This window comes from Nonomuraea sp. 10N515B, from assembly GCF_052245915.1.
Lineage (GTDB): Bacteria > Actinomycetota > Actinomycetes > Streptosporangiales > Streptosporangiaceae > Nonomuraea.
Genome location: NZ_JBQQBQ010000035.1, coordinates 43,554 through 69,267 on the forward strand (window position 1 = coordinate 43,554; position 25,714 = coordinate 69,267).

Annotated in this window: 29 protein-coding genes; 15 read left to right on the forward strand and 14 right to left on the reverse strand. The window is 68.6% G+C overall.

The features are described 5' to 3' along the window. Nucleotides 1-34: 34 nt before the first annotated feature. The 3 genes from ACTWQA_RS37755 to ACTWQA_RS37765 are packed head-to-tail and all read right to left on the reverse strand — an operon-like array spanning nucleotide 35 to nucleotide 1,818. Nucleotides 35-1,123 (reverse strand): Zn-dependent alcohol dehydrogenase, encoded by a 1,089-nt coding sequence (locus ACTWQA_RS37755; protein WP_443163735.1) that lies wholly within the window; start codon nucleotides 1,121-1,123, stop codon nucleotides 35-37. A 54-nt stretch (nucleotides 1,124-1,177) separates the two neighbouring features. Continuing rightward, on the reverse strand, nucleotides 1,178-1,369 hold the full coding sequence (locus ACTWQA_RS37760; protein WP_305916774.1) for a ferredoxin: 192 nt from the start codon (nucleotides 1,367-1,369) through the stop codon (nucleotides 1,178-1,180). Next, nucleotides 1,366-1,818: a pyridoxamine 5'-phosphate oxidase family protein gene (locus tag ACTWQA_RS37765; protein ID WP_443163736.1), complete on the reverse strand. Its 453-nt coding sequence runs from the start codon at nucleotides 1,816-1,818 to the stop codon at nucleotides 1,366-1,368. Before ACTWQA_RS37765 ends, ACTWQA_RS37760 begins: the two co-directional genes overlap by 4 nt. Before the next feature lie 79 nt (nucleotides 1,819-1,897). Between ACTWQA_RS37765 and ACTWQA_RS37770 the strand changes: the two genes are divergently transcribed. Next, a complete protein-coding gene (locus tag ACTWQA_RS37770) occupies nucleotides 1,898-2,533 on the forward strand; it encodes a class I SAM-dependent methyltransferase (RefSeq protein WP_443163737.1) in 636 nt (211 codons plus the stop codon). 205 nt (nucleotides 2,534-2,738) lie between these two features. On the opposite strand, the gene ACTWQA_RS37775 is transcribed toward ACTWQA_RS37770, so the two are convergent. From ACTWQA_RS37775 to ACTWQA_RS37790, 4 genes are read right to left on the reverse strand one after another with little or no spacing between them, the layout of a single operon-like run. After that, nucleotides 2,739-3,932, reverse strand: a complete 1,194-nt coding sequence (locus tag ACTWQA_RS37775; RefSeq protein ID WP_443163738.1) for a DUF1702 family protein — start codon at nucleotides 3,930-3,932, stop codon at nucleotides 2,739-2,741. After that, nucleotides 3,886-4,935: a prenyltransferase gene (locus ACTWQA_RS37780; protein WP_443163739.1), complete on the reverse strand. Its 1,050-nt coding sequence runs from the start codon at nucleotides 4,933-4,935 to the stop codon at nucleotides 3,886-3,888. Before ACTWQA_RS37780 ends, ACTWQA_RS37775 begins: the two co-directional genes overlap by 47 nt. After that, entirely contained in the window at nucleotides 4,932-5,642 is a 711-nt protein-coding gene (locus tag ACTWQA_RS37785) for a class I SAM-dependent methyltransferase (RefSeq protein WP_443163740.1), read from the reverse strand. The genes ACTWQA_RS37780 and ACTWQA_RS37785 overlap by 4 nt, the downstream gene beginning before the upstream one ends. Next, a complete protein-coding gene (locus tag ACTWQA_RS37790) occupies nucleotides 5,642-6,889 on the reverse strand; it encodes a glycosyltransferase family 4 protein (RefSeq protein WP_305916821.1) in 1,248 nt (415 codons plus the stop codon). Before ACTWQA_RS37790 ends, ACTWQA_RS37785 begins: the two co-directional genes overlap by 1 nt. A gap of 232 nt (nucleotides 6,890-7,121) precedes the next feature. Between ACTWQA_RS37790 and ACTWQA_RS37795 the strand changes: the two genes are divergently transcribed. Together ACTWQA_RS37795 and ACTWQA_RS37800 are read left to right on the forward strand one after the other, a co-directional pair. Continuing rightward, nucleotides 7,122-8,150: a GDP-mannose 4,6-dehydratase gene (locus ACTWQA_RS37795; protein WP_443163741.1), complete on the forward strand. Its 1,029-nt coding sequence runs from the start codon at nucleotides 7,122-7,124 to the stop codon at nucleotides 8,148-8,150. A gap of 35 nt (nucleotides 8,151-8,185) precedes the next feature. After that, complete coding sequence (locus ACTWQA_RS37800; protein ID WP_443163742.1) at nucleotides 8,186-8,434, forward strand: hypothetical protein; 249 nt, start codon at nucleotides 8,186-8,188, stop codon at nucleotides 8,432-8,434. Between the two features lie 107 nt (nucleotides 8,435-8,541). On the opposite strand, the gene ACTWQA_RS37805 is transcribed toward ACTWQA_RS37800, so the two are convergent. Continuing rightward, the gene (locus ACTWQA_RS37805) at nucleotides 8,542-9,372 is read right to left on the reverse strand and encodes an AraC family transcriptional regulator (RefSeq protein WP_443163743.1); all 831 of its coding nucleotides are present in this window, start codon (nucleotides 9,370-9,372) and stop codon (nucleotides 8,542-8,544) included. A 61-nt stretch (nucleotides 9,373-9,433) separates the two neighbouring features. On the opposite strand from ACTWQA_RS37805, the gene ACTWQA_RS37810 reads away from it, so the two are divergent. The 4 genes from ACTWQA_RS37810 (at nucleotide 9,434) to ACTWQA_RS37825 (ending at nucleotide 12,219) form a co-directional block, all read left to right on the forward strand. Next, nucleotides 9,434-10,015 carry a helix-turn-helix domain-containing protein gene (locus tag ACTWQA_RS37810; RefSeq protein WP_443163744.1) on the forward strand — a complete coding sequence of 194 codons (582 nt, stop codon included), beginning with the start codon at nucleotides 9,434-9,436 and terminating at the stop codon, nucleotides 10,013-10,015. Further along, nucleotides 10,008-10,844, forward strand: coding sequence for an SRPBCC family protein (locus tag ACTWQA_RS37815; RefSeq protein ID WP_443163745.1), 837 nt, complete (start codon nucleotides 10,008-10,010; stop codon nucleotides 10,842-10,844). The genes ACTWQA_RS37810 and ACTWQA_RS37815 overlap by 8 nt, the downstream gene beginning before the upstream one ends. 62 nt (nucleotides 10,845-10,906) lie before the next feature. Continuing rightward, the gene (locus ACTWQA_RS37820; protein ID WP_443163746.1) at nucleotides 10,907-11,317 is read left to right on the forward strand and encodes a DUF2000 family protein; all 411 of its coding nucleotides are present in this window, start codon (nucleotides 10,907-10,909) and stop codon (nucleotides 11,315-11,317) included. Nucleotides 11,318-11,511: 194 nt separating this feature from the next. After that, nucleotides 11,512-12,219: a DUF559 domain-containing protein gene (locus ACTWQA_RS37825; RefSeq protein ID WP_443163747.1), complete on the forward strand. Its 708-nt coding sequence runs from the start codon at nucleotides 11,512-11,514 to the stop codon at nucleotides 12,217-12,219. 117 nt (nucleotides 12,220-12,336) lie between these two features. On the opposite strand, the gene ACTWQA_RS37830 is transcribed toward ACTWQA_RS37825, so the two are convergent. Further along, nucleotides 12,337-13,530, reverse strand: a complete 1,194-nt coding sequence (locus tag ACTWQA_RS37830; RefSeq protein WP_443163748.1) for a cytochrome P450 — start codon at nucleotides 13,528-13,530, stop codon at nucleotides 12,337-12,339. A gap of 353 nt (nucleotides 13,531-13,883) precedes the next feature. Here ACTWQA_RS37830 and ACTWQA_RS37835 point away from each other — a divergent pair, with 353 nt between their 5' ends. From ACTWQA_RS37835 to ACTWQA_RS37870, 8 genes are all read left to right on the forward strand, one after another. Then, nucleotides 13,884-14,729: a fumarylacetoacetate hydrolase family protein gene (locus ACTWQA_RS37835; protein ID WP_443163749.1), complete on the forward strand. Its 846-nt coding sequence runs from the start codon at nucleotides 13,884-13,886 to the stop codon at nucleotides 14,727-14,729. Beyond that, nucleotides 14,726-16,027: an L-fuconate dehydratase gene (locus tag ACTWQA_RS37840; protein WP_443163750.1), complete on the forward strand. Its 1,302-nt coding sequence runs from the start codon at nucleotides 14,726-14,728 to the stop codon at nucleotides 16,025-16,027. Before ACTWQA_RS37835 ends, ACTWQA_RS37840 begins: the two co-directional genes overlap by 4 nt. Further along, nucleotides 16,024-16,758 (forward strand): SDR family NAD(P)-dependent oxidoreductase, encoded by a 735-nt coding sequence (locus ACTWQA_RS37845; RefSeq protein ID WP_443163751.1) that lies wholly within the window; start codon nucleotides 16,024-16,026, stop codon nucleotides 16,756-16,758. The genes ACTWQA_RS37840 and ACTWQA_RS37845 overlap by 4 nt, the downstream gene beginning before the upstream one ends. A gap of 15 nt (nucleotides 16,759-16,773) precedes the next feature. Then, on the forward strand, nucleotides 16,774-17,799 hold the full coding sequence (locus tag ACTWQA_RS37850; protein ID WP_443163752.1) for a sugar ABC transporter substrate-binding protein: 1,026 nt from the start codon (nucleotides 16,774-16,776) through the stop codon (nucleotides 17,797-17,799). Then, nucleotides 17,799-19,280 (forward strand): sugar ABC transporter ATP-binding protein, encoded by a 1,482-nt coding sequence (locus ACTWQA_RS37855; RefSeq protein WP_443163753.1) that lies wholly within the window; start codon nucleotides 17,799-17,801, stop codon nucleotides 19,278-19,280. Before ACTWQA_RS37850 ends, ACTWQA_RS37855 begins: the two co-directional genes overlap by 1 nt. Nucleotides 19,281-19,285: 5 nt before the next feature. Continuing rightward, entirely contained in the window at nucleotides 19,286-20,266 is a 981-nt protein-coding gene (locus tag ACTWQA_RS37860; protein ID WP_443163754.1) for an ABC transporter permease, read from the forward strand. Continuing rightward, nucleotides 20,263-21,195, forward strand: coding sequence for an aldo/keto reductase (locus ACTWQA_RS37865; RefSeq protein WP_443163755.1), 933 nt, complete (start codon nucleotides 20,263-20,265; stop codon nucleotides 21,193-21,195). The genes ACTWQA_RS37860 and ACTWQA_RS37865 overlap by 4 nt, the downstream gene beginning before the upstream one ends. A gap of 153 nt (nucleotides 21,196-21,348) precedes the next feature. After that, nucleotides 21,349-21,945 carry a superoxide dismutase family protein gene (locus ACTWQA_RS37870; RefSeq protein WP_443163756.1) on the forward strand — a complete coding sequence of 199 codons (597 nt, stop codon included), beginning with the start codon at nucleotides 21,349-21,351 and terminating at the stop codon, nucleotides 21,943-21,945. Between the two features lie 199 nt (nucleotides 21,946-22,144). Here the strand turns inward: ACTWQA_RS37870 and ACTWQA_RS37875 are convergent, their stop codons facing one another. From ACTWQA_RS37875 to ACTWQA_RS37895, 5 genes are read right to left on the reverse strand one after another with little or no spacing between them, the layout of a single operon-like run. After that, nucleotides 22,145-22,603 (reverse strand): GNAT family N-acetyltransferase, encoded by a 459-nt coding sequence (locus tag ACTWQA_RS37875; RefSeq protein ID WP_443163757.1) that lies wholly within the window; start codon nucleotides 22,601-22,603, stop codon nucleotides 22,145-22,147. A 14-nt stretch (nucleotides 22,604-22,617) separates the two neighbouring features. Next, a complete protein-coding gene (locus tag ACTWQA_RS37880; RefSeq protein WP_443163758.1) occupies nucleotides 22,618-22,878 on the reverse strand; it encodes a DUF4143 domain-containing protein in 261 nt (86 codons plus the stop codon). A 48-nt stretch (nucleotides 22,879-22,926) separates the two neighbouring features. Then, nucleotides 22,927-23,898 carry a DNA polymerase ligase N-terminal domain-containing protein gene (locus ACTWQA_RS37885; protein ID WP_443163759.1) on the reverse strand — a complete coding sequence of 324 codons (972 nt, stop codon included), beginning with the start codon at nucleotides 23,896-23,898 and terminating at the stop codon, nucleotides 22,927-22,929. Nucleotides 23,899-23,945: 47 nt separating this feature from the next. After that, entirely contained in the window at nucleotides 23,946-24,626 is a 681-nt protein-coding gene (locus ACTWQA_RS37890; RefSeq protein WP_327589124.1) for a FadR/GntR family transcriptional regulator, read from the reverse strand. Between the two features lie 25 nt (nucleotides 24,627-24,651). Next, complete coding sequence (locus tag ACTWQA_RS37895) at nucleotides 24,652-25,689, reverse strand: MBL fold metallo-hydrolase (RefSeq protein WP_443163760.1); 1,038 nt, start codon at nucleotides 25,687-25,689, stop codon at nucleotides 24,652-24,654. Nucleotides 25,690-25,714 lie beyond the last annotated feature (25 nt).

Genomic DNA, 25,714 nt, shown 5'->3' on the forward strand with positions numbered 1-25,714 from the left:
CGCTGTTCCGGCGCCTTTCCTTGGAAGGTACGTCTCAGTCCATGAGGACGATCTGGCGCAGGACCTCCCCGGCCCGCAGGGCCGCCACCGCGTCGTTCAGGTCGGCGAGGCGGATGCGGGCGCTGATCATCGACTCGAGGTCCAGCTGGCCGGCCTTGTGGAGCTTGGCGAAGTACGGGAAGTCGTGCCGCACGTCCGCCTCGCCGTACAGGCTGGACAGCAGGTTCTTGCCCTCGAACAGCAGGCTGAACGCCGAGATCGACACCATGTCGTCCATCGCGCCCGCGCCGACCACGATGACGTCGCCGCCCTGCCGGGTGATCTGCCACGCGCTCTGGATGGTGGCCGACTTGCCGACCACCTCGAAGCCGTAGTCGAAGCCCGAGCCGCCGGTGAGCTCGTTGAGCGCGTCAGGCACCTGCTCGGGCGCGACCGCGTGCGTCGCCCCGACCTTCTTGGCCAGCTCGTGCTTGGACTCCAGCGGGTCCACCGCGAGGATCACCCTGGCGCCGGAGACGCGGGCGCCCTGGATGACCGACAGGCCCACGCCGCCGCAGCCGATCACCGCCACCGTGGACCCCGGGCGTACCTTCGCGGTGTTGAGCGCGGCGCCCACGCCGGTCGTGATGCCGCAGCCGATCAGGGCCGCCGCCTCCCACGACACGTCCGGGTCGATCTTGATCGCGCCCTGCCAGGGCACGACGATCTCCTCGGCCCACGTGCCGCAGCCCGCCATCCCGAACGCCGTCGCCCCGTCGCCGCCGAAGCGGAAGTTGCCCTTGGTGAAGCCCTCGATCACGTACTTCATGCACAGGTACGGCTGGCCGCCCAGGCACAGGTCGCACTCCTGGCAGGCTGGCCGCCAGTTGATCACCACGTGGTCGCCGGGCTGCAGGGAGGTGACGTGCTCGCCCACCTCGACCACCTCGCCCGACCCCTCGTGGCCGGGGACGAGCGGCACGGGCTGCGGCAGCACGCCCGACATGGCCGACAGGTCCGAATGGCAGACACCGGTGGCCTTGATCCGCACGCGGACGTCCGTCGGGCCCACCGGGGCCAGCGTGACGTCGTCGCGGATCTCGAGCTTGTCGTTGCCTACGGCGTGCAGGATCGCGGCGCGCATGGGGGGTTCCTCCTCCGGCTCGAAGGCTGGGTCCTCGAGGGGGTCCTCGAGGGGCTATTCCTCGATGGACAGAGCGGCTTTGGGGCAGGACCTGACCGCGTGGCGGACGCGGTCCTGCAGCTCGGGGGGTGGTTCTGGAAGAAGGATGTGCAGCTGGTCGTCGTCGTCCACGTCGAACACCTCCGGCGCGAGGCCCATGCACACAGCGTTGGCCTCGCAGACCAGCTCGTCGACCTTGACCTTCATGAAAGCCTCCTGTGGTCCCATGAGACCACTTTGGTGCGCTCGACGACGTACGCAACCCGCTTGCGCCCGGTCTGCTCCACGTACGGGTTCAGCAGCTCGTCCGGCACCCCGGGAGTCATCCTGCGGGCGACCATCATCCCGATGGCCATGACGCCGTCCCGGTCGGCGATCGGCTCGGCCTTGCCGTACACCAGGACGCCGCGCAGTTGGTCGTAGTCGTCACCGGTCTCGATCAAGCAGCTTACCCGCGGGTCGCGGGCCAGGTTGCGGGCCTTCTGCGCCTTCGCGTACGTCCAGAAGGCGATCCGCCCGGCGTCGAGGCCGTAGAACATGGTGACCAGGTGCGGTGTGCCATCCGGGTTGATGGTGGCCAGTTGCAGCTTGCGTGAGCTCTCCAGGAAGGCGGCGACGTCGTCGTCCGACATCGCGATGCGAGCGCGCTGGTTCACGTGCCAAGTAGAACAGGTTCCAGAAGTGGGCTGCAAGAGTTCCCCGGAATGTTGTTCGGTTCGGCTAGGGTTCCGTCGTATGACGATGCCGTCAGCGCTGCTCTACGCAGCGAAGCATGCCAAGGGGTTCATGCCGGACAACGAGGGGCTGGCGCTGTTCGCGGCAGCCTGCCAGTACGGCAAGCTCGGGCCCATCTGCGAGATCGGCACCTACTGCGGCAAGTCCGCGATCTACCTCGGCGCGGCCGCCAGGGAGGCGCGCTCCGTGGTGGTCACCGTGGACCACCACCGTGGCTCCGAGGAGATCCAGCCGGGGTGGGCGCATCACGATCCGACGCTGATGGACATCCGGTTCGGGAAGATGGACTCGCTGCCGACCTTCCGCGCCACGATCGCCGCGGCGGGTCTCGAGGACGAGGTGATCGCCATCGTCGGCAAGTCGGAACGGGTGGCCGGGCTCTGGAACACGCCGCTGGGCATGCTGTTCATCGACGGCGGGCACTCCGAGGAGCCGGTCACCCGCGACTACGAGGGCTGGGCGCCGCACATCATGGCGGGTGGGGCGCTGATCTTCCACGACGTCTACCCCGACCCGGCCGAGGGCGGTCAGGCGCCTTACCGGGTCTATCGGCGGGCGCTGGAGTCCGGGGCGTTCGGTGAGGTGTCCGCCGAGGGCTCGCTCCGCGTGCTGGAACGCGTCGGTCCCGGCATCTAGCCGACCTACCGGCCGGCCCCTGCATTCCGCCCGTCCCGTGACTGGCCTGCGCTCCTTCGCCGCCCTCCGCACTTCGGCGGAGGTCCTTTGAGAGGAGAGCCGAGGCCGGCGGAGGTCCCGTGGGTGGCCGGAGTGCCGGCGGAGGTCCCTTGGGTGGGCGGAGTGCCGGCGGAGGTCCCTTGGGTGGGCGGAGTGCCGGCGGAGGTCACTTTGGGAGGGGCACAGGGCCGGCGGTCGTCTGGACGGTGTGGCGGCGGGTCCAGGAGTGCCGGGTCTGGGACTGCCAGCGGCGGAAGTCCTCGTGCGTACGGGCCTGGTGCCCGAGCGCGATGAGCGCCCGGTCGGTCCAGGCGGCCGCCTCCTCCGGCTCGGCCCCCGCCAGGATCGACGCGGCCTGCGCCGTGTGATCCGGCACCATCCCCGACCGCAGCCGGGCGGCCACGGCGAACGCGCACCCCTGTGCCAGATGGGCGCGGAACCCGTCGGCCCCGGCGTGCTCAGTCAGCCACCACAGCTCGTCGGCCTCGGCGCCGCCCGTGTACGCGGCCGCGAACCCGACCCCGCTCCACAGGTCGGCCCGCCGCACCGCGGGAAAGCCTGCGATCCTGGCCGCGACGTCGTCGGGCGAGGCGCAGTCGTGGTACCAGAGCAGCCGCCCCAGTCCCTGGTCGAACACGGCGCAGTGGGCTCGGCTGAACAGGTCGGGCATGGTCCGCTCGCCGATCATGCGATCGGCCCTGGCCAGACTCCACTGGAAGCCGAACCCGTCCACTGCCAGCCACCGCAGCAGCGGATGGGCCTGCCGGGCGCCCCGCATGGGACGCAGGCGCACCATCGCGTACCCGCGGCCGGCGCCGACGTGGGCGGCGTGCCGGTGGTGCTGGGCGGGGCCGGCCAGTAGCTCGTGAAGGCGCCGGCCCCGGGTCAAGGTGAGCAGGTCGAGGACGGTGCAGGCGGCCGCCGCCCCTTCGTAGCCGAAGGGCCGCTGCTCAGCCGGGATCTCCTCGACCTTCTCTACTTCTTTCGACATCATCGCGTTAAAACCGAAAACGTAGGATTTTTCGGCTTTCGCGAAGACCGTCCGACAAGCTCCGTGTCTGATCCGGAACCTGCGCCGGCTCAGATCGCACTCCAGCGGATCCTTGATCAGGAACCTCCGCAGCCCCGTCGCCGCGGTCGGCGTCGGCTCGGTCCCCGCCTGGTCCAAGAACGATGTTGTGCCCGTGTCGCCCACGCTTCCCCCGAAGACGCCTCGTACGGCCACTACGAAGCTAGTGACCCCATTGCGCCCGTCATCGGCGACGCACCGGATTTCCCCGGCAAAGAACCGGCAAAAGGCCTTGCGGCGCCGGTCAGTGGACCTGCGGGGGCAGCAGCGGGGCCGAACAGCCGCACACATCGGGGTCGAACACCGACGTTCCCGCGATGTCGCGGAACAGCCCGGCTCCGGGGGACGACTCCATCAACGCGTCCGCCGCCAGGACCACGGCCGCGGCCGTGTAGCCGGAGCGCTCGTACGGAAAGTGCTTGCGGTTGGCGAACTGCCACCCCGTCCAGTACGAGCCGTCCTCGTGCCGCAGATGTTGCACGTCGGCGAACAGCCGGACCGCCCGCTCCCGATCCCCGAGCGCGTCCAGCGCCAGCACCAGCTCGCACGTCTCGGCCCCGGTCACCCACGGCTGGTCGGACACGCACCTGATGCCGAGCCCCGGCACCACGAACGTCGCCCACTCCCGCTCCAGCAGCTCGTACGCCTGCTGCCCGCGTACCGCGCCGCCGAGCACCGGGTAGTACCAGTCCATCGAGAAACGGCTCTTGTCGGCGAACGCCTCGGGATGCGCCGTCAGCACGTGCGCCAGCCGGTCGGCGGCCAGCTCCCAGTGCGGCTGAGGGTCGCCCAGGTGGTCGGCCAGCCGCACGCCGCACCGCAGCCCCTGGTGGATCGAGGAGCACCCGGTGAGCAGCGCGTAGGCGGCGTCTCTGCCCTGCGCGTCCCGCTCCCAGACGATCTCGCCCCGCTCCGTCTGGAGCCCGGCCACGTAGTCGAGCGCGGCCTTGACCATGGGCCAGCTGTCCTCGGTGAAGCCCTGGTCGCCGGTGACGAGATGGTGGTGCCAGAGGCCGACGGCGATGTAGGCGGCGTGGTTGCTCTCCCCGCCCAGCTCCGTCGGGACGCCGTCGACCAGCTTCATCGGCCAGGAACCGTCGGCGCGCTGGTGACGGGCCAGGTACGCGTACCCGCGCCGGACCGGCTCGTCGAGGCCCGCGACGGACATCGCCATCAGGCACTCGATGTGGTTCCACGCGTCGACGTGGCCCTCCGGCCACGGGACGCCGCCGTCCTCCTGCTGCATCGCCGCGATGCTCTCGGCCGTCCGCACGACCTCGGCGTGGGAGATCATGGCTTCCGGACGTACAGGACCACGCTCTTGCCGATGATCGGATTGAGCACGGCCTCGGCGATCCTGGTCGCGGCGGGGCGCTTCATGATGTCCCAGACCAGCAGCTCGTGGTATGCCTTCGCGATCGGGTGGTCGTCGTTGTTGACGCCGACCGCGCACTTGATCCACCAGTAGGGGGCGTGCAGCCCGTGAGCGTGGTGGTGCGGGCCGATCTCGAAGCCGGTGGACTTCAGCTTGGCCGACAGCTCCGCCAGCGTGTAGATCCGCACGTGCCCGCCGGGGGCGGTGTGGTAGTCCTCGTCCAGCGCCCAGCAGATCCGCTCAGGCAGGAAGCTCGGGACGGTGATCGCGGCCGTGCCGCCGGGCTTGAGCACGCGGAAGATCTCCCGCATGGCCGTCATGTCATCCGGGATGTGCTCCAGCACCTCGGCCGCGATGACCCGGTCGAAGGCGCCGTCCTCGAACGGCATGTCGAGCGCCGTGCCCTGGACGGTCTGGCCGGTGCCCCCGGGCGGCACCTCGCCGGCCTTGTCCATCGCCGCGAACATGCTCGCCACGTTGTCCAGCTCCGACTGGTCCATGTCGAACGCGATCACGTCCGCCCCGCGGCGCAGCACCTCGAAGGCGTGCCGGCCGCCCCCGCAGCCCAGGTCCAGCACGCGCGTGCCGGGGCCGACGGGAAGCCGGGCGAAGTCGACAGTCAGCACTATTTCTCCTTGTGGGCCTGGATGGCCTCGCGGTACGCCTCGACGGTCTTCTTGGCCACGACGTGCCAGGTATAGCGCTCCATGACGCGGTCGTATCCCGCCTGGCCCACCCGCTCGCGCTCCTCGGGCGAGTCGTGCAGGCGGCGCAGCACCGCGGCCAGCTCCTCCGGGTCGCCCGGCGGCACCTGGACGGCCGCGTCGCCCACGACCTCGGGCAGCGCGCCCGTGCGGCTGGCCACCAAGGGCGTGCCGCAGGCCATGTGCTCGACGGCGGGCAGGGAGAAGCCCTCGTACAGCGAGGGCACGACCGAGATCTCCGAGGTGGCGATCAGCTCGCCCAGCTCCTCGTCGGTGATGCCGTGCACGAACCGCACCCGGTCCTGCAGCGACAGCTCCTGCACGAGCTGCTCGGTGGGGCCGCCCGGGGTGGGCTTGCTGACCACGGTGAGATGCACGTCGCGCTCGGTGGCCAGCTTGGCCACGGCGCGCAGGAGCGTCGAGACGCCCTTCATGGGGGAGTCGGCGCTGGCCACGGCCACGATCGAGCCCTTGCGCCTGGGCTTGCCGGGACGCGGGTGGAAGTAGCGGGTGTCCACGCCGAGGGGGATCAGCCGCATGTTGGCCTGCGGGACGTTGAAGTCGCGGTGGATGTCGGCCAGGGAGGACTCGCTGACGGTCAGGATCGGGCTGAGCCGGGGCGCGACGCGCGACTGCATCTTCACGAACCCGTACCAGCGGCGCATGGTCAGCCGCTTCGCGCCGGTGGCGGCCTCGAGCTCGATGCGCCGGTCCACGCTGATCGGGTGGTGGATGGTGCCGACCACGGGGAAGAGCTTCTGGATGCCGAGCAGGCCGTAGCCGAGGGTCTGGTTGTCCTGCACGACGTCGAAGTCGCCCACCCGCTTCTTCAGCTCGCGGTAGGCGCGCAGCGTGAACGTCAGGGGCTCGGGGAACCCGGCCGTCCACATCGTGCCGACCTCGAGCCAGTCGATCCAGTCGCGGTATTCGTGCAGCTTGGGCGTTCTGAACGGATCCTCGTCGCGGTAGAGGTCGAGGCTGGGCACCTCGCGCAGGATGACGCCCTCGTCCAGCTCGGGGTAAGGCTGGCCGGAGAACACCTCGACGTGGTGTCCGAGCGCGACCAGCTCGCGGCTCAGGTGGCGAAGATAGACACCCTGCCCGCCACAGGTGGGCTTGCTGCGGTAGGACAGCAGCGCGATCCGTAGCCTTCGCTCCGGCACGGACACCCCTTTCACCGCCGATTAGATCATGAATGATGACCTTAGCCCGAGAAGGCTACCATTCGGTAGGTCGTCTGGAATTGTTCACAACGGCTTCCACAGGCCGTGCGAACTGCGACGTTACTGTAACCGAGCGTGGTTCGGTGGAACACGTTCTAGGGGGCTTGATGCTCTTTCCAGGCGCTTAGCTGTACATTCCCGTCACAAAGGGATGCGGTACCCGATCGTTGGAGGACCCTTGGCCAGGCGCGCTCTGATCACCGGCATCACCGGCCAGGATGGTTCCTACCTAGCGGAGCACCTGCTCGAGCAGGGGTACGAGGTCTGGGGGCTGGCCAGGGGGCAGGCGAACCCGCGGGTTTCGCGGATGCGCAAGCTGCTGTCCGACGTGCAAGTGGTGCGCGGTGATCTGCTGGACCAGGGGTCGCTGATCTCGGCCGTGGAACGGGTCCAGCCGGACGAGGTGTACAACCTGGGCGCGATTTCGTTCGTCCCCATGTCGTGGGAGCAGGCGGAGCTCACGGCCGAGGTGACCGGGATGGGCGTGCTGCGCATGCTCGAGGCGATCCGGGTGTGTTCGGGGGTGTCGCGGGGGGCTTCGGGTGGCCCGTACGGACAGATCCGCTTTTATCAGGCTTCCTCCTCTGAGATGTTCGGCCAGGTCAGCGAGACCCCGCAGACCGAGCGCACCGCCTTCCACCCGCGTTCCCCGTACGGCGTGGCGAAGGCCTATGGGCATTTCCTCACCCAGAACTATCGCGAGTCGTACGGCATGTTCGCCGTGTCCGGGATCCTGTTCAACCACGAGTCGCCGCGCCGCGGCGCCGAGTTCGTGACCAGGAAGGTGTCCCTCGGAGTGGCCAGGATCAAGCTCGGCCTGGCCACGGAGCTGCGGCTGGGCAACCTGGAGGCGCGGCGGGACTGGGGGTTTGCCGGGGACTACGTGAAGGCCATGCAGCTCATGCTCCGGGCCGGCACCCCCGAGGACTACGTGATCGGCACCGGGCGGATGAAGTCGGTCAGGGAACTGGTTGAGGCGGCGTTCAGCGCGGCGGGGCTGGATTGGGAGCGCTACGTGGTGACCGACCAGACGCTGCACCGGCCGGCGGAGGTGGACCTGCTGTGCGCGGATCCGAAGAAGGCGCGGTCGCAGCTGGGGTGGGAGCCGAAGGTGTCCTTTGATGAACTGGTCGCGATGATGGTCGAGTCGGATTTGCGGCTTCTGTCCGATGGCGGCGATCCCGACCAGGACAGTTCCTGGCCGTAACTGAGCTCAGGCATAGAGATCGCGATGCCCACGAGATGGATATTTCCGGCAGCCTCGGCCATGACACGTGCCTTCTCGTTGAATCCGGCTCCGCTGAAACACATCAGGCGGGTGTCTGCGACGTCGTACTTGCCGACCGCGGCGATGACGTCGCGGATGGTCCGGAGCCGGTCAATGTGCGCGGCTCCCATCACGTCATTCCACTTGGCCTCGCCGATCGCGAGGAGGCGTGGCTTTTCTCCGTCAGCGGCGGCAACTGCAACGTCCTGCAAGATCTAGGGTAAGAACGCCGGCGCCCGCGAACGGGTAGCGAGGACCAGCGCCGCCCCGGCGAAGGCCGGTGGTAGTGGCGCCCGTGCGAGTGCGCCGCCGTTACGGCGCGCACGGGCACCTACTGCGTGGTCACGGCTTGGCGGTAGGCGCCTGGGGTGAGGCCGAAGTACCGGGTGAACCAGCGGGTCAGGTGGCTTTGGTCGGCGAAGCCCGTCGCGTTGGCCGCTGCGCTGATGGGCGTTCCGGTCGCTATGAGATCGCGAGCCCTTCTGAGGCGTAGCTGGCGCTGGTAGTCGCTGGGTGGGAGGCCGTACTCGGCCTGGAAGGCGCGGTAGACCGTGTAGCGGCTGGTGTCGGTGGACCGGGCCAGATCGTCGATGGACAGGTCGTCCGTCATGCGGTCGTGTAGGAGCTGTCTGGCGTGCCGGGCGATGGCTGTCGACCTGCTGGGCTCGGCTGGGCTGGGGAGGGGCTTCGTCGCCGTCCGGTGGACTATGCGGGCGATCGTGGCCGTGAGGAGTTCGTCGCGGCGGAGGGCCGGGGCGCCCGGGTCCAGGAGGGCCACGTGGAGGGCGCGCAGGGTGGTCGCCAGGGCCGGGTCGGCGGCTACGGGCGCCGTGAAGAGGGGGAGGCCGGTGCGGTGGCCTGTCGCGTCTTGGAGGGCGTCGGCGACCAGGTCCGGGGCTATGTGGATCATCCGGTAGGTGAAGCCGAGGGCGTTCGCGGCGTGGCCGTCGTGGGGGTCGTCGGGGTTGAAGGCCATGACCATGCCCGCTGCGCTCGTGTGCGCCGAGCCCCGGCACGTGAACGACTGCGCCCCGGTCTCCGTCACGCCGAAGGAGTAGGTCTCGTGGCTGTGGCGGTGGTAGACGTGCCGCTCGAAGTGGGCGTGCATGGCCTCGATCGACCGATCCGGCGATCGCCAGTATCTGGACCAGTCATGCGGCATCCCTCCATTCTCTCGGACGCCATTGACAAAGAGGATTTTTACGTAAAGGATTGTTTTTGCGATGAGAGATGTCCTGTACCTGGAAGAGATCGAGCAGGCCGAGGCGCTGCTCAAGCCGCAGCGCGTGGAGGTGCTGCGGCAGCTGGCCGAGCCGCGCACGTGCTCGGAAGTCGCCGAGCGGCTCGGGCAGACGCCGCAGCGGGTCTACTACCACGTGAAACGGCTGGTCGAGGCGGGGTTGGTAGACCTGGTGTCCGAGCGCAAGGTGCGCGGGATCTCCGAGGGCATCTACCAGGCCGGCGCCCGCTCGTACTGGCTGTCGCCGCGCCTGGTCGGCCGGATCGGCGGATTGCGCCAGGCGCGGGACGAGCTGAGCCTCGGCTACCTGCTGGACCTCATGGAGGAAGTGCAGGCCGACATCGCGGCGCTCGACAGGACCGCGCCCGAGCTGCCGTCCATCGGCCTGTCCGGGGAGATCCACGTGCGTCCGGAGAACCGTCAGGAGTTCCTGAGCGAGCTCCAGACAATGCTGCAGGACCTGTTCACGCGGTACGGCGGGGCCGAGGGCGACGCCTTCAAGCTCGCCGTCGCCTGCTATCCGAAGCAAGTCGACGACTCGTCAGAAGGAGACGACCATGACTGAGCCCATGATCGTGCACGCCCGCGTCCAGGCGCCGCTCAAGGAGGTGCGGCAGGCGCTCACCGATCCGGCCGCGATGCGGATCTGGCTCGCCGAGCACGCCGAGGTGGAGCTGCCCGGCCGGTTCGGGTTCTGGGGGCGTACAACCCCTGAGGGGGATGCGCCGCACCAGCGGCTGCTGCACGCCGACGAGCGGACGGTGCGCTTCGCGTGGGTACTGGACGGCGAGGAGACGACCACCGAGTTCACGCTGGCGGAGGAGAGCGAGGACGTCACCGTCGTGACGCTGTCGCAGACGCACTTCGACTTCCAGGACGTGATCACGGACAAGAGCATCCGCGGCGTGCTGCAGACGTACTGGGCCCAGGCCCTGGCCAACCTGGCCGAGCACTTCGAAGGGCGCGAGCTCACGCCCAAGGTGGACTTCACCACTACGGAGATGCGAGTCGAGGTCACCATCGACGCCTCGCCGTCCGACGTGTTCGCCTCGATCACGGACTCGGAGGCGGTGACGAAGTGGTTCGGGTTCCCGATCGAGATCGAGCCGTTCGTGGGCGGGCGGTTCGCGATGGGCGGACTCGCCAACGACCCCAGCCCGGCGAAGGTGCTGGAGCTCGAGCCCGGTCGCAAGTTCTCCCTCGACTGGGGCGGCCCCGGGGTCGGGACGTGGGAGCTGGAGGGGTCCGAGGGGAAGACCCGGCTGACGCTGGTGCAGAGCGGGTTCGACACCCAGCGGCCGCCGTACGCGGCGTGGGGCGGCTTCCTGTCGGGCGTGTCCGAGCTCCGGCGCTATCACGAGGTGCCGGACTGGCGGCCGGCCATCACGGCATAGTCGACTTTTGCCCGCACGAGCGTTCAAGACGGGGCGAGGGTGGGGCGTGGAGACTTGCTGCCATGCGTTTCGACACCAAGATCGGCATCGTGGTCCGCGCGGATCTGGCCGCATGGCAGCAGCTCAACGTCACCGCCTTCCTGGCAAGTGCGGTCGCGGGCGGGGTTCCGGAAACCGTTGGGGAGCCGTACGAGGACGGGTCGGGCAACTCCTACCTGCCGATGTTCCGGCAGCCCGTGCTGGTTTACGTGGCGGGTCTGGAGGAGTTGCGGGTCGTGCGGGAGAAGGCGGTGGGGCGGGGGATGGATGTGGCCGTCTACATCGAGGAGATGTTCAAGACGGGGCACGACGCGGACAACCGGGCGGCTGTGCGGGCTGTGGAGGCCGATGAGCTGGGGTTGGTGGGGGTAGCCGTCCATGGGCCCAGAAACGGCGTCGACAAGGTCCTTAAGGGCCTCATGCTGCATCCTTGAGTCCGAGCCACGGTTCTCCACAGAATCCCGTTCGGCCCCGCCCCGGCGGGCTCCGCCCCGGCATCCTTCTCGCCGTGAACCCACGCCCTCGCCCGACAGCCCCCTTGATCGACCGTGCCAGGCGGATAACCCGCGCGGTCCCGCAGGCCGTCGTCTGTCGTCAGACGGCTGCCTGGATCTGGGGCCTGAACATCTTGCCCGCACCGCCGGACGATTGGCCGATCGAGCTGACCGCCCCCAGCCACCTGGCGGTTCCCGACTGCGTCACCTGCATTGCCCCCTTGCCCGATGAGGACATCACCAAGCACAAGGGTGTCCGCATCACGACCATGGAACGCACCGCCCTCGACTGCGCCCGCTGGTTGCCCCGCATGGAGGGCGTGGCGATCCTCGACCAATTCGCCAGGAAGGGAGTCGACCTCGAAGCGCTGTGGCACCGCCCGTTCAACTCCTGGCGCCTGCGCGACACCCTGAGCTTGGCCGACCCCGGAGCCGCCTCCCCCAGGGAGAGCTGGCTCCGCGTCATTCTCGTGGAGGGCGGCCTCCCCAGACCCGGCACCCAAGTCAGGGTCGACCTGGACGATGACAGGCACGTCTACCTCGACCTGGGCTGGGAGGACTTCAGAGTCGCCGTCGAATACGACGGCCAGGAACACCACACCTCGACCACCGATCAGCAACACGACGTCGACCGCCGCGAGGAGCTACGCCGGCGCGGCTGGCGGGTGATCGCCGTTCGGAGAGACGTCATTCCCGGCCAGATCGCCGACCTCCTCCACCACGTGGCCGACGCCCTGATCGAGCGCGGCTGGCAACCGGGCCCGGAAGGCACCACCCGCATCCTCCGCGGCATCCGCGCAGCCCGCCGCCAGTCCCGCTTCAGGTCGGTCGCTCGGTGGTGACGGGTTGGTTGGTCGCTCGGTGGTGACAGGTTGGTTGGTCAGCCGGCGATGACGGGTTGGTTGGTCAGCCGGCGGTGACGGGGTTGGTCGGTCAGGCGGGGGTGCTGGGTCGGTCGGTTAGCCGATGGTGATGGGTAGCTCCTTGATGCCGTTGATGAAGTTCGAGCGCAGGCGGCGGGCCGGGCCTGTTTGGCGCAGGCGCGGGCGGCGGCGGGCCAGTTGTTCGAACAGGACGCGGAGTTCCAGCTTGGCGAGGTGGTTACCCAGGCAGAAGTGGGCGCCGCCGCCGCCGAAGCCGATGTGCGGGTTGGGGTCGCGGCCGATGTCGAAGACCTCGGCGTCGGGGAAGACGGCGGTGTCGCGGTTGGCGGCGGCGTAGAAGACCACCACCTTGTCGTCGGCCTTGATCTGCTGCCCGCCCAGCTCCTGATCCTTCGTGGAGGTGCGGCGGAACAGGTTGACGGGGGAGATCCAGCGGACGATCTCGTCGGCGGCCGTCTTGGTCAGCGTGGGGTCGGCGACGAGGCGGTCCCACTGGTCCGGGTGCTCGAAGAGGGTGAGCATGCCGCCCGAGGCGGCGTTGCGGGTGGTCTCGTTGCCGGCGACCACCAGGAGGAGGATGAAGAGGTCGAATTCGTGCTCGTCGAGAGTTTCGCCGTTCTCATCCGGCTGCAGGAGTTTGGTGACGATGTCGTTCTTGGGGTTGGCCCTGCGCTGTGCCGCCAACTGATTGGCCCAGGCGTAGACCTCCATGGCGGCGGCGGAGCCCTCCTGGGGGTTGGCGGCGTAGTCGGGGTCCTGCGCGCCGATCATCCGGTTGGACCAGGCGAACACCTTGTCGCGGTCGGATACGGGCGCGCCGAGCAACTCGCAGATCACGTAGAGGGGCAGGGGCGCCGCGATTTCGGTGACGAAGTCGATCTCGCCCGTGCACTTGTCGAGGAGGTCGTCGCAGATGTCGCGGATGTGTTGTTCGAGGGCTCCAATGGTCCGGGGGGTGAAGCCCCGGTTGACCAGGGAACGGCGTCTGGTGTGCTCCGGCGGGTCCTGGTTGAGCATCATGAGCCGCTGGAGGGCGATCTGCTCCTCCGTCAGCTCCTCGATCAGGGCGAGCTTGCGGTGCGAGGAAAACAGGTCGGAGTGGCGTGAGACGTGGACGACGTCCTCGTAGCGGGTGACGGCCCAGAAACCGGGCTCGCCTTCGTGCCAGTGGACGGGAGAGTTCGCGCGCAGCCAGGCGAACTGGTCGTGCGGTGGTCCAGCGGTCGCGTAGCGGTCCCTGTCGACGAGGTCGATGTGCACCTGGGTCACCCTCTTGATCAAACGCTTGGTTACACCCGTACTGAAACGTGTTCTATTACGGTCCTGTACGGCCGTCAAGGAGAGTGAATGGTGGCCTGGCCGTTCCGCCTCGTGCTGTCGCCGCGCTGCGTGGCTCACCTGTGGCCTTGCTCGACCTCCGATGTCTCTTCCCGCGGACATTTCGGCAGCGTGGACGAGGTTCTCCGGACGGTTAACCCGGTTCACAGATCGGGCTTGGCTCTTTGCGAAGAATCTCCAGGTCACGGATCGGATGTTTCCCTCTTCTCACCCTTGACACATGCCGGTAGCTCACACGAGCATCTGGAGACGAGACATCCGATGTATATGATGAAGGATGCGGTGTGAAGCTGCTGCGAGTAGGACCTGTCGGACAGGAGCGGCCGGCCGTGCTGGATGACGCCGGCAACCTGCGCGACATAGGAGAGCCTGACATCGATGGCGCCTTTCTCGCCTCCGGGGGAGTGGCACGCGTCCGCGAGGCGCTCGAGCGCGGTGACCTGCCGGTCATCGATGTCGAGGGGCTGCGCGTCGGCGCACCGATCGCGCGACCGGGCAAGATCGTCTGCATCGGCCTGAACTACAGCGACCACGCCGCGGAATCAGGCTTGGAGGCGCCGGCGGAGCCGGTCGTGTTCATGAAGGCTCCCAACACCGTGATCGGCCCGTACGACGAGGTGCTCGTTCCGCGGGGGAGCGTGAAGACCGACTGGGAGGTCGAGCTGGCCGTGATCATCGGCCAGAAGGCCCGTTATCTCAGCAGCAAAGAGGAAGCGTTGGGTGTGATCGCCGGCTATGCGGTCGCCAACGACGTGTCCGAGCGCGAATTCCAGCTCGAGCGCGGCGGGCAGTGGGACAAAGGCAAGTCGTGCGAGACGTTCAACCCCCTCGGCCCCTGGCTGGTGACCGCCGACGAGGTCGGCGACCCGCAGAGCCTGTCGCTGCGCCTCTGGGTCAACGGCGAGCGCCGCCAGGACGGCGACACCAAGAACATGATCTTCGATGTGGCGGAGATCGTGCGTTACCTCAGCCAGTTCATGGTGCTGGAGCCGGGCGACGTCATCAATACGGGCACGCCGGCCGGTGTGGCCATGGGGATGCCTGGGCAGCCGTACCTGAAGGCCGGCGACGTGATGGAGCTGGAGATCGAGGGGCTGGGGCGGCAGCGGCAGACGGTGGGGCAGGCATGACCGGAGCAGGGGCGACATACAAGATCGTCGGGATGGAGACGCACGACGTGCGGTTCCCGACGTCGCGGCAGTTGGACGGGTCGGATGCGATGAATCCGGACCCTGACTACTCCGCCGCCTATGTCGTGATCAAGACCGATGACGGGTTCGAGGGGCACGGGTTCGCGTTCACCATCGGGCGCGGGAACGACATCCAGACGATCGCCATCAGCGCGCTCGAGCCGTACGTGCTGGGCAGGGACGTCGAGGATCTCGGCACCCTGTACAAGGACATGGTCAACGACTCGCAACTGCGCTGGCTGGGGCCGGAGAAGGGCGTCATGCACATGGCGATCTCCGCCGTGGTCAACGCCCTGTGGGATCTCAAGGCCAAGCGGGCGGGCAAGCCGTTGTGGCGACTCCTGTCTGAGATGTCCCCTGAGGAGATCGTCGATCTCATCGACTTCCGCTACCTGAGTGACGCGCTGACTCCGGACGAAGCCCTCCAAATCCTGAGAAATGCCGAAGACGGTAAGGAAGAGCGGATAAATCAGCTCATCGAGGTTGGTTACCCCGCTTACACGACCTCGCCGGGATGGCTCGGGTACGACGACGAGAAGTTGCGGCGGCTCTGCAAGGAGGCCCTGGAGCAGGGGTTCGGGCAGATCAAGCTCAAGGTCGGCGCGGACCTCGACGACGACCGGCGCCGTTTCCGGGTGGCCAGGGAGGTGTGCGGCCCCGATTTCCCGATCGCGATCGACGCCAACCAGCGCTGGGACGTCGGCTCGGGCATCGCGTGGATCAACGCGTTGCGTGAGTTCAACCCCCACTGGGTCGAGGAGCCGACCAGCCCCGACGACGTGCTCGGGCACGCCGCCATCGCCAAGGGCATCGAGCCCATCCCGGTGGCGACCGGCGAGCACGTGCAGAACCGCATTGTGTTCAAGCAACTGCTGCAGGCCAAGGCGATCTCCTACCTGCAGATCGACTCCGCCCGCGTCGGCGGGGTCAACGAGAACCTGGCGATCCTGCTGCTCGCGGCCAAGTTCGGAGTCCCGGTGTGCCCGCACGCGGGCGGCGTCGGGCTGTGCGAGTTGGTGCAGCACCTGTCGATGTTCGACTACGTGGCGATCACCGGGACCATGGAAGGCCGCGTGATCGAATACGTCGACCACCTGCATGAGCACTTCGTCGACCCGGTCGTGATCCGTGACGGCCGCTACGTCGCCCCGGCCGCGCCGGGCTTCAGCGCGGAGATGCACCCCGAGTCGATCGCCGCGCACACCTTCCCCGGCGGCGAGGTCTGGAGGGACGTGTGACGCTGAAAGCGATCGTGACCGGCGGCGGGTCCGGGATCGGACTGGCGGCTGCCACCTTGTTCGCCGAGCGCGGCATGAAGGTGGCCTGCCTGGACCTCACTCCGCCGGGCGAGCCGTTCATCGGGATCAAGGTGGACGTCACCGACGACGCCGCGGTGCGCGCCGCGGTGGCCGAGGCCGCCGACCGGCTCGGCGGCGTCGACGTGCTCGTCAACAACGCGGGCATCGGCGCGCAGGGCACCATCGAGGACAACTCGGACAGTGAGTGGCATCGGGTGTTCGACGTCAACGTGCTCGGCATGGTCCGGGTGGCGCGGGCGGTGCTGCCGTACCTCAGGAAGTCCCCCCATGCCGCCATCGTCAACACCTGCTCGATCGCCGCGACGGCGGGCCTGCCTCAGCGGGCCCTCTACAGCGCGACGAAGGGCGCGGTGTTGTCGCTGACGCTGGCGATGGCCGCGGACCACCTCCGCGAGGGCATCCGGGTCAACTGCGTCAATCCCGGGACCGCGGACACCCCGTGGGTCAGCAGACTGCTCGGCTCGGCCCCCGATCCGGAGGCGGAGCGGGCGGCACTCAACGCCAGGCAGCCGATGGGCCGCCTGGTCACCGCGGAAGAGGTCGCCGCGGCCATCGTCTACCTGGCCAGCCCCGAGGCCGGTGCGACCACCGGGACCGCGCTCGCGGTCGACGGCGGCATGCAGGGGCTCCGGCTCCGGCCAATCGATTAAGGAAGGTAACCCCCCATGAAGTTCGGACGGGTGATCGCAGGTGCGGCCCTACTAGCGGTCGTCACCGCTTGCGGCTCAGGGACGTCCACGACAGCAGCAGGAAGCGGCGGCGGCAAGGTCGGCATCGACCACCCCCGGGCCGACTCTGACTTCTGGAACTCCTACATCAAATACGTCCCCCAGAAGGCGGGCGAGCTCAAGGTGGACCTCATGCCCGCCACGAACTCGCAGAACGACGTGGCCAAGCTGGTCAACAACGTGCAGGCGTTGATCGGCCAGGGCGCCAAGGCGATCGTCATGGCCCCGCAGGACACCGGCGCCATCGCCAACACGCTGCAGCAGCTCGAGAACAAGAAGATCCCCGTCGTGACCGTCGACACGCGGCCGGACAAGGGCAAGGTCTTCATGGTCGTACGCGCCGACAACCGCGCATACGGGACCAAGGCCTGCGAGTTCCTCGGTGACAAGCTCGGCGGCAAGGGCAAGGTCGTCCAGCTCCAGGGCGCGCTCAGCTCGATCAACGGCCGTGACAGGTCCGAGGCGTTCCTGGAATGCATGAAGACCAAGTTCCCCGGGATCACGGTGTTCAGCGAGCCGACCGAGTGGGAGGGCAGCAAGGCCGCGTCCATGCTCCAGACCCGCCTGGAGCAGAACCCCGACATCAAGGGCATCTATATGCACGCCGGCGGCGTCCACCTGGCGCCGACGCTGCAGACACTCAAGCAGAAGGGGCTGCTCGTCCCGCCGGCCGACTCCAAGCACATCTTCGTGGTCTCCAACGACGGGATCCCGCAGGAGTACGAGGCGATCAGGAAGGGCGAGATCGACGCCACGGTGTCGCAGCCGGCCGACCTCTACGCCCAGTACGCGCTCTTCTACGCCAAGGCCGCGCTGGAGGGCAAGACGTTCAAGGCGGGCCCGACGGACCACGACAGCACGATCATCCAGCTTCCGAACGGCCTGGAGGACCAGCTCCCCGCGCCGCTTGTCACGAAGGACAACGTGGACGACAAGAGCCTCTGGGGTAACCAGGTCAAGTGATGAACATTCACGTTGAAGCCCGAAACGTCGTCAAGCGCTTCGGCCCCACCGTGGCGCTCAACGGCGCGAAGATCGCCATCGCCGAGGGCGAGACCCATGCGCTGGTCGGTCGCAACGGCGCGGGCAAGTCCACCCTGGTGTCGATCCTCACCGGGCTCCAGCAGGCTGACGAGGGCGAGGTGCTGTTCTCCGGACAGGCGGCGCCCGCCCTCGCCGACCGCGACGCCTGGCGGCAGCGTGTCGCCTGCGTCTACCAGAAGTCCACGATCATCCCGGCGCTGACGGTCGCGGAAAACCTCTTCCTCAACCGCCAGACGGACCGCCCCGGCCCGATCGCCTGGCGCGCGCTGCGAGCCAGGGCGCGCGAGCTGCTGGAAACGTATGAGGTGGACGTGGACGCGCAGGCGCTGGCCGGGGACCTGAGCGTGGAGCAGCGCCAGCTCGTGGAGATCGCTCGCGCGCTGTCGTTCGGGGCCAGGTTCATCATCCTCGACGAGCCCACCGCCCGGCTGGACGGGCCGGCCATCGAGCGGTTGTTCGCGCGCATGCGCTCGCTGCGCGAGCAGGGCGTCACGATGATGTACATCTCACATCACCTCGACGAGGTGTACGAGATCTGCCAGAGCGTCACGGTCTTCCGTGACGCCCGGCACATCGTGACCAGGCCGGTCGCCGACCTGCCGCACGACGAGCTGGTCGCCGCGATGACGGGGGAGGCCACGGCCGCGTACGCGTCCCGCTCCCGCACCCCCGGCGACCGGGTGGTGCTGTCGGGCGAGGGCCTGTCGCTGGCCGGCCGCTACGCAGATATTGATATTTCGGTTAAATCCGGCGAGGTCGTCGGCCTCGCCGGCTCCGCGAGCAGCGGCAAGGTCGGCCTGGCCGAGACCCTGGTCGGGCTGCGCAAGGCCGACGCGGGCACGGTCACGGTCAACGGCGCCCGGGTCAAGCCGGGCGATGTGCCGGCGGCCATGAAGGCCGGGCTCGGATTCGTGCCCGAGGATCGGCACCACGAGGGCTTCATCCCGCTCCTGTCCGTGGGGGAGAACGCCACGTTCCCGATCGCCCGCAAGCTGGGCCGCTACGGCATCGTCTCGCCGATGCGCCGCCGCGCCAAGGCCGAGCAGATGATCGGGACCTTGGACATCAAGACCGAAGGCCCCGATCAACCCGTCGGCGACCTGTCCGGGGGGAACGCGCAGAAAGTGGTGTTCGCGAGGGCGCTCGTGGACGATCCGACGGTGCTGGTCGTGATCAACCCGACCGCCGGCGTCGACGTCAAGGCCAAACAGGCCCTGCTCGGCGCCGTCGAGGACGCGGTCGAGAGGGGCGCGGGGGCGGTCGTGGTCTCCGATGAGCTCGACGACCTGCGGATCTGCGATCGCGTGCTGGTGATGTTCCACGGCAAGGTCGTGAAGGACGTGCCGCGTGGGTGGACCGACCACGAGCTCGTGGCCGTGATGGAAGGCATAGAAGATTGACCACTTTGACCGCACCGATTCCCCGGGTACGCCTGGCCAGGTTCCGTGACCTGACGCTCGTACCAGTGATCGCGATCCTGCTCGTCGTCGGCGCGATCCTGGACCCGACCTTCCTGACCGCGGGCAATCTGACGAACGTGCTGCAGCAGCAGTCGGCGATCTCGCTCCTCGTCCTGGCCGAGGCCATGATCCTGATCGCCGGAAAGTTCGACCTGTCGCTGGAGTCGACAGTCGGCACCGCGCCCGCGATCGCGGTGATGCTGCTGATCCCGGTGTCGGCCGGCGGGTTCGGCATCGGGCTGCCCGGCGCGCTGGCGATTCCGCTCGCGCTGCTGATCGGCGCGGCCATCGGCGCGTTCAACGGGTTTCTGATCATCAGGTTCCAGCTGTCGGCGTTCATCGTCACGCTGGCCATGCTGATCATCGTGCACGGCCTGCTGCAGGGGCCCACGGAGGGCAAGACGCTGTTCCAGCTGCCCGACTCGATCCTCTACCTGGGCAGCGCCACGTGGCTCGGCATGCCCGCGGCCATCTGGATCGCCGGGGTGCTGTTCGCGGCCGGCATCTTCGGCCTCGGCTACCTCAGGGTCGGCCGCGCCCTCTACGCCGTCGGCGGCAACACCGACGCCGCCCGCGCCGCCGGCATCCGGGTGGACCGGGTGCTCTACGGCGTGTTCATCGTGGGCGGCACGCTGGCCGCGCTGGCCGGAGTCCTGGAGACCGGGCGCCTCGGCGCGATCGGCAACAACATGGGCGTCGGCTGGATCTTCATGGTGTTCGCCGCGGCCGTCATCGGCGGCGTCAGCATGGACGGCGGCAAGGGCACGATCCTCGGCGCGCTCACCGGCGTGCTGGTGATCGGCCTCGTGCAGAACATCCTGACCCTCATCGGCGTCTCCGGCTTCTGGCAGCCGGTGATCTACGGCGGCATCATCCTCATCGCACTGATGATCAGCCGGATCGCGGGCGGAAAGGCACAAGATTGACGATCGAGCTGCCCAGATACGGGCTCGGCGGCGCGCCGCTGGGCAACCTCTTCCAGGAGGTGACGGACGAGCAGGCCCGCGCCACGGTGGACGCGGCGTGGGACAGCGGCGTGCGCTTGTTCGACACCGCGCCGCACTACGGGCTGGGCCTGTCTGAGCGGCGTCTGGGCACCGCGCTGGCCGGCCGCTCGGGCTACGTCCTGTCGACCAAGGTCGGCCGCCTGCTCGTCCCTTCTTCCGGCCCCGGCCGTGACCAAGAAGGCTTCGACGTGCCGGCCCAGCTGGAGCGGGTGTGGGACTTCTCACGCGATGGCGTACGCCGGTCGCTGGAGGAGTCCCTGGAACGGCTGGGCCTGCCTGCCGTCCACGTCGCGCTGATCCACGACCCGGACGATCACCTGGACCAGGCGATCGCCGAGGCGTACCCGGCGCTGGCCGAGCTACGGGCCGATGGTGGGGTGCAGGCGATCGGCGTCGGCATGAACCAGTGGCAGGCGCCGCTGCGCTTCGTCCAGGAGACCGACATCGACGTCGTCATGCTTGCCGGCCGCTACACGTTGCTCGACCAGTCCGGCCTCCCGTTGCTGGAGGAGTGCGTGAAACGCGGCGTCAGGGTGCTGGCGGCCGGCGTCTTCAACAGCGGCATCCTGGCCACGGACAAGCCGGCGGGCACGTACAACTACCAGCCGGCGCCGGCGGCGCTGGTGGAGCGGGCCACCAGGATCGCCGGGGTCTGCGAACGCCACGGCGTCTCGCTGCCTCAGGCCGCCATGGCCTTCCCCCTCCGCCACCCGGCCGTCGCGACCATCGTCCTGGGTGCTCGCACGCCGGACGAGGTCACCACCAACGCCGCCCTGTGGTCCCGGCCGGTGCCTGAGGAACTGTGGGAGGAGCTGGAGTCGAAGGGGCTTCTGTCCCAGGAGCGCTAGGCCTGCTCAGGCGTTTGGATTGGGGTTGGATGCTCGGTCCTGGTGCGTTGTTGGAGCGACCGATAACGCCCGCGGGTGTGCCTGCCACGAAAATGGGTACGCGGGTGGATTCTCGCTGGAACACAACGCACGGCAACCAGGTACGGGGGCGTCATGCCTGGAAAGATGCATTTGGCTCTAGCCGTCATGCTGGGCACGGGAACGGCAGGTCTCGCGGTCGCCGGGACAGCGGAGGTAAAGCTAGCGCAACCGGCGGCCGAGGCTGTCATCAAGAATGTCGACGGCAAGAGTGTCGGCTCACTCCGTGTGGACAGCGGGGATACCGGCACGTCCAAAATCACCGTTGCCGTCAGCGGCCTCCCCGCCGGGTATCACGGCTTTCACGTTCACACCAAGGGTGTCTGCGATCCCAGATCGACCGACCCCTCCACCGGCAGCCCGTTCTTCAGCGCGGGCGGTCACTTCGACCTCGGCTCCGGCAGCCACCCGGACCACTCCGGCGACCTGCCCGCCCTTCTCGTGAGCTCGGACGGCGCAGGCAACGCGACCACCGCCACCGACCGATTCCGAGTTGAGCAGCTCTTCGACGGCGACGGCAGCGCCATCATCATCCACGCCGGACGGGACAACCAGGCCAATATCCCGGACCGCTACCGCCAGACGAATGGCAAGGCCGGCCCCGATGACGAGACCCTCAAGACGGGGGACTCCGGCGGCCGCATCGCCTGCGGCGTGATCAAAGAACGCTAACGCCTCAGGTAGGCGGCCGAGGTGAGGCGGGACTGCATCGCCAGGGTGGCCCCCTTCAGGGTCTTCGCTGACGGCAGGGCCATTCGCGTGTGTGCGGGCGGGTGCCTTTCTGCATGCATCTGTGGGGCGCGCGCTGGTGGGTCCTATGAGCCCGGGCATTGGCGGCTTTAGAGGGTTGAGCGGTTGGTGGGTTGCCGGTTCAGGCAGGGACGAGGGCATAGTTGGCAATCCACAGGCCGGGGATCACCTCGACCTCTCCGGCCAGCACGAACCCGAGCCCCTCGTACAACCTCCGCGCGGGTGTGTTGTCCCGCCCGGTGGACACCACGACCCGCCGCCCCCCTGCCCGTACCAGGACATCCTTGACCAACGCCCGCCCGATGCCGCGTCGCACCGCTCTCGGATGCACGATGAGCCGGTTGACGTCCACCTCGGCGGCCGTCTCCTCCCACGCCACGGCCCCGGCCAGCCGCCCGTCCTCGTCCACGGCCCCGAGCCACTGCAACGGCTGCGCCCGCAGGTCGGCCAGGCTCTCGTGCAGCGGTGGGATGCGATCATCCTTGATGATCGCGGCCTCGACGGCGTACGCGGCCTTCTGCAGGGCGAGCAACTCGCCTCCGAGTGGCTCGGCGGCAGGCGAGATTTCGGTAATGAGCACCGGACGAGTATCTCTTAGCCGACCTCCCACAGCGCGCTCACGGGCATCGCCCGCATGCGGTCGCCGGAGGGCAGCGTCTGGGTGCCGGTATGGAGCACAAAGCCAGCGACGAAGTCGTCGCCCAGCCGTTCGGCGAGATGCCTCAGCCCGCGGAAATCCTCGGTGCGTACGGCTGACGCGGCCTTCACCTCGATGCCGACGACGCGCCCCCGCCGGTTCTCCAGCACCGCATCGACCTCGATACCGTCTTTCGTCCTGTAGTGATACAGCTCCACCCGCGTGATCGTGACGCGTTGGTCGCCGTGATCGTGACGCGTTGGTCGCTATGATCCTGGTGGCTTGGTCGCTGAGGCGGGGATGAACAGCCAGGACTTGGACGGGCCCGGTTCGTACGGTGAGTCCAGGCGTTTGGCCACCACCCCCGGCAGCCCCTGCTCGCGAGCCGCCTGCCGCACCGGCCCCGCCTCCCCGGGCCAGGACGGGGCGGTCTGCCAGTGGGCGCCCGACAACCCGAGGGCCTCCAGGGCCGCTCTCCGGGCCTCATACGGCTCCGCGACCAGCGAACGCCCGTCGTCGTACAGGAGGTCGTAGAAGACCAGGATCTCCGCGCCGCCGAGCGTGGCGAGCTCGCCGTCCAGCACCGCCGCGCGGCTGCCGAACGACTCCGCCAGCCCTCGCAGCCACGGATGCTCGCGGGCCGCGTCCGTGCGGCCGCCTTCGATGGGGACCAGGAGGCGGCGCCCGCCCCACGCGAACTCGAACGCGTACGCGTAGGCGTTCTTTGGCGGTTTCGCCCGCTCGGTCGGGAGCATGGGCTCCAGCGGTGGGAACGGGTCGTGGACGGGGCCGTCCATGCGGTGGATCATCCAGTTCTTGCCCCGCGTCTGGAACAGCACGAACCGGCCGGAGGCCCGCTTGCCGTGCAGGACGACCTTGACCTCGCGGTTCGACCACTTCTCGGTCTCGTAGGTGCCGGTGTCCCAGACGGTCATGGTGCCGCCGCCGTACTCGCCTCTGGGGATCTCGCCGTGGAAGGTGAGGTATTCCATCGGGTGGTCCTCGGTCTGTACGGCGAGGTGGTTGGTCTTCGGGTCGCCGGGCAGCCCTTTCGGGACGGCCCAGGAGACGAGGACGCCGTCGCGTTCCAGCCGCAGATCCCAGTGCAGCGACCGGGCGTGGTGCTCCTGGATGACGAACGCGTTGTTGTCGCCGGTGGGCGGGGCCTCGGCGGGGATGGGCTCAGGGGTGCGGGTGGGGTCGCGCTTGCTCCGGTATCGCTCAAGTTTGTCCGCCACGCCCTGGGTTCTACCCGCCGTCACTCTCCCTCACCATGAGGGGGTGATCAGTCCAGCTCCAGCGCCTTGCGCAGCCATGACTCCACGCCTGCCACGTGCACGGTCGCCCAGGAGCGGGCGACGTCGGCCTGGCGGGCCGCGATGGCCTCGTAGATCGCGGTGTGCTGCTCACGCGTCTTGTCCATCGCGCCCTCCTGGGTAAGCCCCCGCCAGATCCTGGCCCGAGTGGTCGGACCTGACAGGCTCTCGATGAACGAGCAAAGCACGCTGTTACCGGATCCCAGCGCGATCCGCTGGTGGAAACGCAGGTCGTTGGCCACGAGCTCCTCGATCGTGGGCTCGGCGGGCAGCGCCTCCAGGATCACCCGCAGCTCGTCGATCTCCTCCTCGCTCATCAGCTTGGTCGCCATCGCCGTCGCGGCCGGCTCCAGGATGCGGCGGACCTCGAAGAACTGCAGCACCGTGTCGTCGCGGTGCAGGTCGAGCACGAACGACATGGTGTCGAGGAGGAGCCGCGGCTCCAGGCTGGTGACGTAGGTGCCGTCGCCCTGGCGCACGTCCAGCACGTTGATCAGGGACAGCGCGCGCACGGCCTCGCGGAGCGAATTACGCGAAAGGCCGAGCCGCTCGGCCAGGTCGGCCTCCTTCGGCAGCCGGTCGCCCGGGGCCAGCTCCCCGGAGACGATCATCTGCTTGATCTTGTCGATGGCTGCGTCGGTGACCGCCACACTCTTCTCCCTAGACATCGGATGTCTATGAGTCTAGAGCCTGGAAACGGACTGGATCGACCCCATCGACCCCCGAGCTCCGCGGGATCCGCCGCACTCCGCCCCTGGCCTCCAGGGTGCGCAGGTGGGCCGCGGCCTCGCCGGCCGCCATGCCTCGCAGCATGGGGGACAACTCGCCCCACGGTCTGTTCCACGTCATCATCGCGGCGACCTCCCAAATGGTCAGCGGCTCCGGCCGCTGGACCAGGAGGGCGCGCAGCCGTGCGAGCTTCTCCTCGTGATGGTGGCGGATCTCGGCCGCGCGTGCGGCCACATCCTGAAATATCCACTCATGGGCGGGCAATGCGTCGAGCGGGCCCAGCTCGCCGACCCGGTCCAAAGACTCCAGGAAATCACCTAAAGGATCGACATCATCACGGTCATAGGGATAAATGCCGACGTGGGGGGTGATGTCGGGGAGGACGTGGTCACCGGTGAACAGCCGGTCGGCGTCCTCCAGGTGCAGGCAGATGTGCCCGGGGGTGTGGCCAGGGGTGTGCACGGCCCGTAGCTTGCGCCCCGGCAGGTCGACCAGGTCACCGTCACGGAGCTCGCGGTCGGGCAGGGCAGGGGGCGTCGGCCGGCTCACCGCCTCCTGGACCTCGCCCGGGTCGGCGCCCGCCCGCCTGAGCATGTCGGACTGGAAGCTCGCGTGCTCGCTCTCGGCCAGCTCGTGCATGAGCCTGACCAGGGCCGCGTCGCTCTCGTGCAGGGCGATCCAGGCGCCGGACACCTCCCTGACCTGCCCGGCGAGCCCGGCGTGGTCGGGATGGAAATGGGTGACGACCACCCCGCTCACCGCGCGCACGTCGATCCCGAGCGTCGCCAGGCCGCCGCTGAGCGCTTCCCACGCCTCCGGATGGTTCCACCCGGCGTCGACCAGCACCGGCCCCTTGGGCGACTCGATGGCGTAGACGAGCGTGTAGCCGAGCGGGTTGCCGGGGATCGGCACCGGCACGCTCCACACCCCGCCGCCGAGGTCCTGCGGGCGCTGCTGCGCGTACGGCCTGCGTCTGCTCTTCATCCATCCCCCGATCGAAAGGCGCCGA

Bases quoted from the DNA above. Each gene is read 5' to 3' on its own strand.
- ACTWQA_RS37805 (WP_443163743.1), bottom strand. From the start codon at position 9,372: ATGCCGCATGACTGGTCCAGATACTGGCGATCGCCGGATCGGTCGATC.
- ACTWQA_RS37840 (WP_443163750.1), top strand. From the start codon at position 14,726: ATGACCGGAGCAGGGGCGACATACAAGATCGTCGGGATGGAGACGCAC.
- ACTWQA_RS37800 (WP_443163742.1), top strand. From the start codon at position 8,186: ATGGATATTTCCGGCAGCCTCGGCCATGACACGTGCCTTCTCGTTGAA.
- ACTWQA_RS37815 (WP_443163745.1), top strand. From the start codon at position 10,008: ATGACTGAGCCCATGATCGTGCACGCCCGCGTCCAGGCGCCGCTCAAG.
- ACTWQA_RS37895 (WP_443163760.1), bottom strand. From the start codon at position 25,689: ATGAAGAGCAGACGCAGGCCGTACGCGCAGCAGCGCCCGCAGGACCTC.
- ACTWQA_RS37820 (WP_443163746.1), top strand. From the start codon at position 10,907: ATGCGTTTCGACACCAAGATCGGCATCGTGGTCCGCGCGGATCTGGCC.
- ACTWQA_RS37870 (WP_443163756.1), top strand. From the start codon at position 21,349: ATGCCTGGAAAGATGCATTTGGCTCTAGCCGTCATGCTGGGCACGGGA.
- ACTWQA_RS37855 (WP_443163753.1), top strand. From the start codon at position 17,799: ATGAACATTCACGTTGAAGCCCGAAACGTCGTCAAGCGCTTCGGCCCC.
- ACTWQA_RS37760 (WP_305916774.1), bottom strand. From the start codon at position 1,369: ATGAAGGTCAAGGTCGACGAGCTGGTCTGCGAGGCCAACGCTGTGTGC.
- ACTWQA_RS37770 (WP_443163737.1), top strand. From the start codon at position 1,898: ATGACGATGCCGTCAGCGCTGCTCTACGCAGCGAAGCATGCCAAGGGG.
- ACTWQA_RS37850 (WP_443163752.1), top strand. From the start codon at position 16,774: ATGAAGTTCGGACGGGTGATCGCAGGTGCGGCCCTACTAGCGGTCGTC.
- ACTWQA_RS37780 (WP_443163739.1), bottom strand. From the start codon at position 4,935: ATGATCTCCCACGCCGAGGTCGTGCGGACGGCCGAGAGCATCGCGGCG.
- ACTWQA_RS37775 (WP_443163738.1), bottom strand. From the start codon at position 3,932: ATGTGTGCGGCTGTTCGGCCCCGCTGCTGCCCCCGCAGGTCCACTGAC.
- ACTWQA_RS37810 (WP_443163744.1), top strand. From the start codon at position 9,434: ATGAGAGATGTCCTGTACCTGGAAGAGATCGAGCAGGCCGAGGCGCTG.
- ACTWQA_RS37755 (WP_443163735.1), bottom strand. From the start codon at position 1,123: ATGCGCGCCGCGATCCTGCACGCCGTAGGCAACGACAAGCTCGAGATC.